At 59.4% G+C, this 8,153-nt stretch carries 7 protein-coding genes; 1 reads left to right on the plus strand and 6 read right to left on the minus strand.

Features of this window, described 5'->3' with window-relative positions:
* Window positions 1-336 precede the first annotated feature (336 nt).
* Both OOJ09_RS20585 and OOJ09_RS20590 read right to left on the minus strand, forming a co-directional pair.
* The gene (locus tag OOJ09_RS20585) at window positions 337-1,185 is read right to left on the minus strand and encodes a sulfotransferase domain-containing protein (protein WP_269906948.1); all 849 of its coding nucleotides are present in this window, start codon (window positions 1,183-1,185) and stop codon (window positions 337-339) included.
* The gene (locus tag OOJ09_RS20590) at window positions 1,179-2,372 is read right to left on the minus strand and encodes a glycosyltransferase family 4 protein (protein WP_269906949.1); all 1,194 of its coding nucleotides are present in this window, start codon (window positions 2,370-2,372) and stop codon (window positions 1,179-1,181) included. Before OOJ09_RS20590 ends, OOJ09_RS20585 begins: the two co-directional genes overlap by 7 nt.
* Before the next feature lie 191 nt (window positions 2,373-2,563).
* On the opposite strand from OOJ09_RS20590, the gene OOJ09_RS20595 reads away from it, so the two are divergent.
* On the plus strand, window positions 2,564-3,463 hold the full coding sequence (locus OOJ09_RS20595; protein ID WP_269906950.1) for a formyltransferase family protein: 900 nt from the start codon (window positions 2,564-2,566) through the stop codon (window positions 3,461-3,463).
* Window positions 3,464-3,561: 98 nt separating this feature from the next.
* Here OOJ09_RS20595 and OOJ09_RS20600 read toward each other — a convergent pair whose 3' ends face one another.
* The 4 genes from OOJ09_RS20600 to OOJ09_RS20615 all read right to left on the minus strand — a co-directional run bounded on the left by OOJ09_RS20600 (window position 3,562) and on the right by OOJ09_RS20615 (window position 7,584).
* Window positions 3,562-4,590, minus strand: coding sequence for an NAD-dependent epimerase/dehydratase family protein (locus OOJ09_RS20600; protein WP_269906951.1), 1,029 nt, complete (start codon window positions 4,588-4,590; stop codon window positions 3,562-3,564).
* On the minus strand, window positions 4,587-5,936 hold the full coding sequence (locus tag OOJ09_RS20605; RefSeq protein ID WP_269906960.1) for a UDP-glucose dehydrogenase family protein: 1,350 nt from the start codon (window positions 5,934-5,936) through the stop codon (window positions 4,587-4,589). Before OOJ09_RS20605 ends, OOJ09_RS20600 begins: the two co-directional genes overlap by 4 nt.
* Before the next feature lie 256 nt (window positions 5,937-6,192).
* Window positions 6,193-6,822, minus strand: a complete 630-nt coding sequence (locus OOJ09_RS20610; RefSeq protein WP_269906952.1) for a hypothetical protein — start codon at window positions 6,820-6,822, stop codon at window positions 6,193-6,195.
* A gap of 108 nt (window positions 6,823-6,930) precedes the next feature.
* Complete coding sequence (locus tag OOJ09_RS20615; RefSeq protein ID WP_269906953.1) at window positions 6,931-7,584, minus strand: hypothetical protein; 654 nt, start codon at window positions 7,582-7,584, stop codon at window positions 6,931-6,933.
* Window positions 7,585-8,153: the final 569 nt, after the last annotated feature.

Here is an 8,153-nt window from a genome sequence, read left to right on the forward strand (position 1 = left end):
AAACTCACCCCACACCCCGTCCTTGCGGAGCACACAGATCCCAGGTCCACGCCAGAGCACTGCTGACGTCTTCCATCATCGGCGGAAAAGAAGAACCCGCCACAACCAAGTTCGGCTCTGTTGCAACCTCAATCAGTCAGGAGCCGAACATTGCTACGACTGATGGCCTAGCCCATTAGCGGTAAGGGATTCACGGCCCGCTGGACCCGGTCATGCATCTGAATTCAACCGCTTTTGTCACTCGCGCCGCGGGTCTGCCCCCTCGCGCCGGATTGCCAGGATGATCGAGGCTGCGCGCGCGGACCGCCCCCCAGGTTTCAATCCGATGGCAAGCCTTCAATTGTACCGCGAGAAATGGGTTCCGCCGCGGCAAAGCAGCTCCTTCGCCGCCGGGGTCAACCATTCGGTGCAGGTTCGCTCAATCAGCTCGGCCTGCGCGTCAGTGAGGTAGTCGGCGAAGCCGCCGACCTTCCCGCGACGCATGCGACGGCTTTCCGCATCGCCCCGGTCATACACATGCGCCGGCAGGCCCCCCGCCACCTCATGTTCACGCATCGCTTCAAAACGGGAAGCCTCGATGGCCTCCTCGAGGTCCGGCGCGCACGGGACGTGCCCGAGAAACCGCAGAATGCGCGAGGATGTGCCGACAGGGTCGTCCGTCAGTTCTTCATAGCTCAACACGGCATGCCTGTGATGCGTCAGGCCCTTCGCCCAGCTGTTCAGATAGACAATGAGGGCGGGCAGACCTTGCCGGTAATCGTAGATGAAGGCATCCATGTCGCCCTCGAAGCGATGCTTGTGGCGCGTTGCGTGGAAATAGGCCGATACGACCACGTCGCGCGGATCGCGAACCATGAAAATGACTGGCCGGCGAAAGAACAGCGTTCGCCTGTAGTCAAGATGCGAAACGAGGATGAGCGGCACCCGAGGGCGCTGTTCAGCGTAGCGGAAAGCAGGAATCCCGCGCTCCGGATCAAGGTCGAAGTTCGGAAGAACTTCGAACATGCGGAAGAGATCGACGTTCCCGTCGTGCGCTGTCCGGCTGAAATAATCCGATAGGATATGCCTGAACCAGGTTCGCCCCGATTTAGGATAGGAAACAAGGAATGCATCTGCCCCGGAGCCAGCCCAGGTCATCTTGATGCGTGTTTCCATCTTGCGCAAAGCGCGACCGGTGGTCAGCATGGCGAGAGCTCTTCATTGCCGCGCGACGCCAGGGCAGCGCGAATGACTTGGTCCCAGTTCTGCATTACATATTCGGGAGTGAACCTGGCAGCACTTACCCCCGCCGCCGCGCCTAGCCTCTGGCGCAGGTTTTCATCGCCAAGCAGCCGTCTTAGGCCCGCCGCGAGCGCATCGACATTTCCGCTTTCGACGAGAAGTCCATTCTTCTCATTTTCAACCATCTCCCGAGGCCCCCACTGACAGTCGAAGGATATGACGGGCAGGCCGGCTGCCATGGCCTCCAGCAGCACGATCCCCCAACCTTCGTAGCGGGACGAAAGCACGAAGGCATCGGCGGTCTCCACCCAGATGCCGGGCTGGCTGGTTATCCCGGGCATTTCAACGCAGTCGTGCAGGCCCAGGCGATCACGCTCGGCCTCAAGCTCGGCGCGGTCAGGACCCTCGCCCCAAATCACCAATTTCCATTCGGGGAAATCGCGGCGGACGTTCTCGAATGCCTTTAGCAGAAGGTCGAACCCTTTCTGCGGGACCAGCCGGCCGACGGCGACGAGCAAGTTTCCGCCCCGGCGCGGTTTGCCTGTCGCGGGAAGATCGACCGGATTGGGAATGACCCAGCTTCGCTTGCGCATGGCAGGGCTGAAGTAATTCAGCGCTCCATTGGTCATGGTGACCAATCCGAAGGCGGATGGATAAAGCTTCGCCCGAAGAAAGCGCCAGATCGGGCCCACGTCCTGCAGGGCAGGATTGTTGCGCTCCGAAACCACAACGCTAAGGCCGAGCCCCCGGCTTGCTGCCAGCGACATCACGTTGGTGCGCGTGAGAAAGCTCAGGGTCACATCCGGGGCCAGCCTCTTGAGCGCTTGGCGCAGAAGAAATACCCGACGCGCGCTTGCGACAATTGCCCCTAGCTTCGATCTTTTCACCTGTGGCAATCCCAACCGCTCTATCCTGACCGCGGGATCGAAACGATAGTAGGGTGGGGGACCGGGTGGCTCGAATGTAACCAGAGTCACGAGCCAGCCTCTTGCGGCCCACTGGTTGGCGAGGACATTGACGACATGTTCGGTGCCGCCGGCGCCCAGTCCAGGCAGCACGATCAACACATGCGGCCGGCGCGAGCCAATGCGCAGGCGTTCGGCCACAACGGCATCGCCATCCAGAAGTGCCAAGCCGACGCCATAGTCCATCGACCGTTCCAATCCCAAAGCCCTGATCCCCTTACTATCCGGCCTTTTGTCTCTCGGAAGAGTTGGACATTGGGATGCCTCGAAGAGGATCGGTTACCTCTAAAGGTGGACTTGGGCGTAGAAGCGAAGCGAACAATAGAAAAGGGCGGCGTCCGCTGCCGCTTGCGGCCGTGAATTGGAGTCAGGATTTCATGCGCATAGCCTTTGTCGGCGCGGTGGAAGGATCGCGTGTTGCTTTCGACGCCCTCGTCGCAGCGGGTATGACGCCGTCGCTGCTCGTTACCGTTGCGGTCGACGCTTCCGCACGCCACTCCGATTTCGTCGATTTGGCGGGTCCAGCGCGCGCAGCGGGAGTAGAAGTCCACCTGACCAAGAACATCAACGCGCCCGATACAATCGCGAAGCTCCAAGAAGGGCAACCCGATTTGACGCTGGTGGTCGGCTGGTCGCAGATCTGCCGCGCCGAGTTTCGCTCTGTCGCCCGCTTCGGCTCGGTAGGCTTCCATCCGGCGCCGTTGCCGCGCTTCCGAGGCAGGGCGGTGATCCCCTGGACGATCATCGCGAACGAGAAGGAGACTGGGTCGACATTCTTCCGGCTCGATGAAGGCGTCGACAGCGGTCCGATTGTCCTGCAGAAGCTTTTTGCCGTCGCGCCGGACGAGACCGCGCGTTCGCTCTACGAAAAGCACAAGCAGGCCCTGTTGGAGATGACACCTCTCGTTGTGTCAGCGATCGCCCGTGACAATAGAGCGGGTGTTGCGCAGGACGACTCCCTCGCCAGCTACTGTGCCAAGCGTTCGGCGGATGACGGGATAATCGACTGGACGCAGACGGCCGAAAGTATTCTGCGTTTTGTCCGCGCTATTGGCGATCCCTATCCGGGCGCCTTCACCCTTGATGATGGGGCCAAAATCGTGGTCGACAGGGCATGCATGTTTGCGGGGCGAGGGCGCTACATAGGGCTGACTGGCCAGGTGCAAACGCATACCGACAGCGGCTTTGCCGTGCTTTGCGGCGACGGAGCAACCATTGAGGTGACATCCTGGCGCGGCGCCAGGCCCAGGATCCACGCCAAGCTGGTGTCGGCCTAAGAGGGTCCCACATTGGCCCTTTGCCTGTGCCACGGTCAGAGGCGCGTAATCCAAAGCAGCGCACTTAGGCGCCTGGCGATTCCGTTTGGCGACAGTCCCTAGGCGGCGATTGTCGGCCGCGATGGCCATTCTTCCAGATACCAACGTATGAAGGCAGCCACCCCCTCCTCGACGCTGGTCTTGGGGCGAAAGCCGGTAAGGGCCTCCAGGAGGCGAGGGTCGGCATAAGTCGCCTGCATGTCGCCTGATTGCATCGGCAACATCTTGCGGACGGCACGTTTGCCGAGACAATTCTCGATGGTCTCGATGAAGGACAACAGCTCCACCGGCTGGCCAACGCCGATATTGACAACACGCCACGGTGCCACGGGTGACAGCGTGTCGACGACATCCGGGCCAGACACCGGCCGGCCAGCCACCGGCACGCATCCGATGAGCCGGACGATGGCTTCGACAAGATCGTCGACATAGGTGAAATCGCGTTTCATCCCACCTTCGCCATAGACTTCGATCGGACGCTCGTTCTCGATGGCGTCGACAAACTTGAAGAGCGCCATGTCGGGTCGACCCCAGGGGCCATACACGGTGAAGAAGCGGAAAGATGTCGTTGGGATATGGAAAAGATGCGAATAGGAGTGTGACATCGCCTCGACCGCCTTCTTGGTGGCCGCGTAGAACGTCAGCGGCCAATCGGTCTTGTCAGTCTCGACGAACGGGATTTGTTCATTCGCGCCATAGACCGAACTGGTGGAGGCAAGCAGCAGATGTCTTGGCTTCAGATCACGGGCAAGCTCAAGGACGTTGAAGGAACCGACCAGATTGCTGTCGGTGTAGCTTCGCGGATTGTCGATCGAGTACCGCACGCCAGCCTGCGCGGCCAGATGGACAATCACATCGGGCATGGCCAAGTCCGCCGCCCGCCGGAGGGCGTCCATGTTTTCCAACTGTCCGATGTGGAAGCGGAAGGCGTCGTACCGCTGAAGCAAGGCATGTCGGGAGTGCTTCAAGGCAACGTCATAGTATGGCGTCATCCCGTCGAAGCCGGTCACGGAGTGACCTTCGTCCAGCAGGCGGCGCGCCAGATGGAATCCGATAAATCCCGCGGTTCCGGTGACGAGATACCTCATTCGGCGGCCGCGGCAAAAACAGGACTATCCCCTGCCACTCCCTCGCCGACGTTCACGTATTCGAATCCATGCTTGCAGATATCTTCCCGCCTGTAGATGTTGCGAAGATCGACCACGACCTGCTTTGACATGGTGCGTGACAGCCGTGCAAAATCCAGGGCACGAAACTGGTTCCACTCGGTGACGATCACCAGGGCATCGGCACCCTTGGCGCATTCATATGCTCCCTTCGCATACTCGACGCTCGCGCCAAGCATGAGCCGTGCTTGTTCCATGCCTTCGGGGTCATACACTCGAACATGCGCCCCGAAATCGATCAAAGCCTGAATAATCGAGAGGGAAGGCGCGTCCCGGACATCATCTGTGTTGGGTTTGAATGTGAGGCCGAGTACGGCCACTGTCTTGGCGCGCACATTGCCGCCGCAGGCGAGTACGATCCTGCGGGCCATGGTGCGTTTTCGCTGGTCGTTCACGGCGACCGTCGTTTCGATTAGCCGCAGCGGCGCGCCGCTGTCTTGCGCCGTCTTGACGAGAGCCAGCGTATCCTTCGGAAAACAGGACCCGCCATAACCAGGGCCAGCATGCAGGAATTTCGGACCAATGCGGTTGTCGAGCCCGATGCCCCGCGCCACCTCCTGCACGTTCGCGCCCACGTTCTCGCAGAGGTCTGCAATCTCGTTGATGAATGTAATCTTGAGCGCCAAGAAGGCGTTGGCCGCATACTTTATCAGTTCCGAGGTGCGACGTCCGGTGAACATGATCGGCGCTTGGTTGAGATAGAGCGGCCGGTAGACTTCCGCCATCACTTCGCGGCTGCGTTCGTCCGACGGCAGACCGATAACGATCCTGTCCGGACGTTTGAAGTCGTCGATAGCAGCTCCTTCGCGAAGGAATTCCGGGTTCGACACGACTGCCACATCCGCCGCCGGATTACAGCCGCGAATAATCCGTTCGACTTCATCTCCGGTTCCCACCGGCACCGTGGATTTGACCGCGACCACCGTAAAACCGCGAACCGCTGCCGCTATTTCCCGCGCCGCCTCGTAAATATAGGAAAGGTCGGCATGACCGTCGCCACGCCTCGAAGGCGTCCCGACGGCAATGAACACCACATCCGCGTCTGCGACCGCCGGCGCGAGCGCGCTTGTAAAAGCGAGCTGCCCTGTCGCGGAATTCTTGCAGACAAGGTCTTCGAGACCTGGCTCGTAAATCGGCATTCTTCCGGCTTGAAGATCGACAATTTTGGCCTCTGCCTTGTCGATGCAGACGACTTTGTGACCAAAGTCAGCCAAGCATGCCCCAGACACAAGACCGACGTAACCTGAACCAACGATTGCAATACGCATGAGCTCGCCACTCTGATGATGACATTCTTCGATTAAGCCAGCAGCGATCAAGAAATTGGAGCGCGAAATCGGATATGGCATTACCTCTTCCGAGACCGTCGCGATCCAAAACCCCCGGCCGGCGCCATTTGATTGCGCCAAATGCGGATAGCATTCCAAAGGGGTAGGCCCGCGCGACACCTCGCGCCAGAACCTCAACGAAGGATATGTGCTCGGATACCTTCAGCCCTTGTCGGCGAGCGCTGAAGGAAGGTGCTCACTGGGCCCCATTTCCGTCCAACGCCTTTACGAGGCTGCATTGAGACGAGGGAAATTTCGCTGCGGCTGCGGCAGCAAACGCTTGATCTACGGCTGATTTCCGGGTCATGCCATTGTGCAGGAACATTTGCCCTTTTTTTCGAAACAGACCTCGCCGCTCGCAAAAGACGGCAGCCGACCAACCTGGGCCGCTCCGATCAACCGAATTGGACACGTACGAACAATCGTCGGGCCGAGACGATTTCTTCTGGCATCCTGCCAGAGCTTTTTGGGCTGCCTCTACGCCGGAGCGGTGCCCCCAAACTGCGGTCCAACTCCCATCAATTGATCCGGATATGGCTTCCCAGGCGTGTTTGCCAGGATCAAACCGCATCAATTGATTGAACTCTTTCTTCGTCAAGGCATTGGTCTGCGGCCGCTTCGTCTGTCTTTGCCATGCCCCTAAGGCGTCCAGTGTTCGCTGATCAATCTTGCCATCCGGAATGCGAGACAGGAAATTACCCTCGAATAGCTTTGCCTGGGCTTGATAGATTTCTGCTTGATTCACCTGGGACTGCGCAACGGAGCGCTCCGACATCGCCAAAAGCGCTAGGCAGAACGCGGCGACGCCCGCACGGCGACTTTCCATCTCTCTCTCCGCTCCGGCTATATCGGTTGTAGCTGTACCCTCATTGCCAGTGGCCGCAATGGAACCCGCCATCGAGCGGGGCTCCATTGCGGCGGGAATGCCGGATAATCAAAGTGCGTAGTTGGCCGCACGGTTTGTCTTCGGACCGTCACCTGCAGCGGCAGCTGGTTTTGCGAAGAGGAAAGCCCCATCCCTGGAGACCAGATCCGCCGGCATCATCTGGAATTCGCGCAGCGAATGCGGTACATCCAATTCCCTGTCGACGATATGCCAGAGGTTATCGAAGAACGACCCGTCGGCGAGCCGCAAGCTCCCCCCCTTCAGCGGCTTCGTGGACGAGAAAACCGTCGCGGGATTGGCCCACATGTCGGCAATCGCCACGTCGTAGTAGCCAGGATGGGCGGCGTTTGGCTTGATGATGGCGAAGGGCGTGTTCTTTTCAGGCCAGCCTATCCGTCCCACGGTCAGGCATTCACCTGGCTCGGGCAATCTTGCCTTCACCAGATAGGCCAGTGCCGCATCGATGCCTCCGATTTCCGAAACGGCGTGTGCCGTCAATCCCGAGCGGGCGAGCTGCATCAGCTCTCTGGCCTGTTGCTCGTAAATACCAGCCAATGTCAGGAAAGCCAGCCATTGCTGGTGCGGGCAGTCATCCTTGGCCTGGCACAGAAGTCGCCCTGCCTCCAAGGCGGATTCGATCCTTCTTTTGTCCGCTTCCGCGAACGCTTCCCGCGCCGGACGAATGTGTTCGGCCAGCTCCATCAGTTCCTTTGAAATGTGCTTCATTTCCTCCCTCTCCCCGATCGATATCCGGCCAGCGCCTTATTATTACGTTGGTTTGGCGTTGCGCAGAACTCATCCAAGGGTACTGCGCGAGATGCTATCGAGGCTCAACCAACCTATTCTGTCGGGCATGGCTCCACTTTTGGCTGTAGCTGCCTGTTGACCTTCGTGCCGACATTATACTGATGAACTCCGCATGTCGGGCATGGTAAGTGCTGACGCGGCAAGCCGTTGCTTGGGATGTCGTGCCGCATATTTATGCAGGCGCTTGTTCCCGGTGGTAGAGTATGAGCGATTGAAATGAGGCCGACCTTATCATTTCGGGGAGGGTGCCTACCCGACCTGATCTGAACATCCGCGCACTAAGTGGTAGTTGCACGGCCTCCGAAATCCCGAATGGCGACGAAGGATGAAATGCCACTGGGCGAATAGACGTAGTGGCAGGGATCGTTCAAACAGCTTGCGCACACAAACCTCTTCGAGCCATAGCGGATGCAATCTTGGTTGAGTGAGAGGGACCTCCCTGAACTCGATGACCGCAGCATTCG

This window comes from Mesorhizobium qingshengii, assembly GCF_027563465.1.
Lineage (GTDB): Bacteria > Pseudomonadota > Alphaproteobacteria > Rhizobiales > Rhizobiaceae > Mesorhizobium > Mesorhizobium qingshengii_A.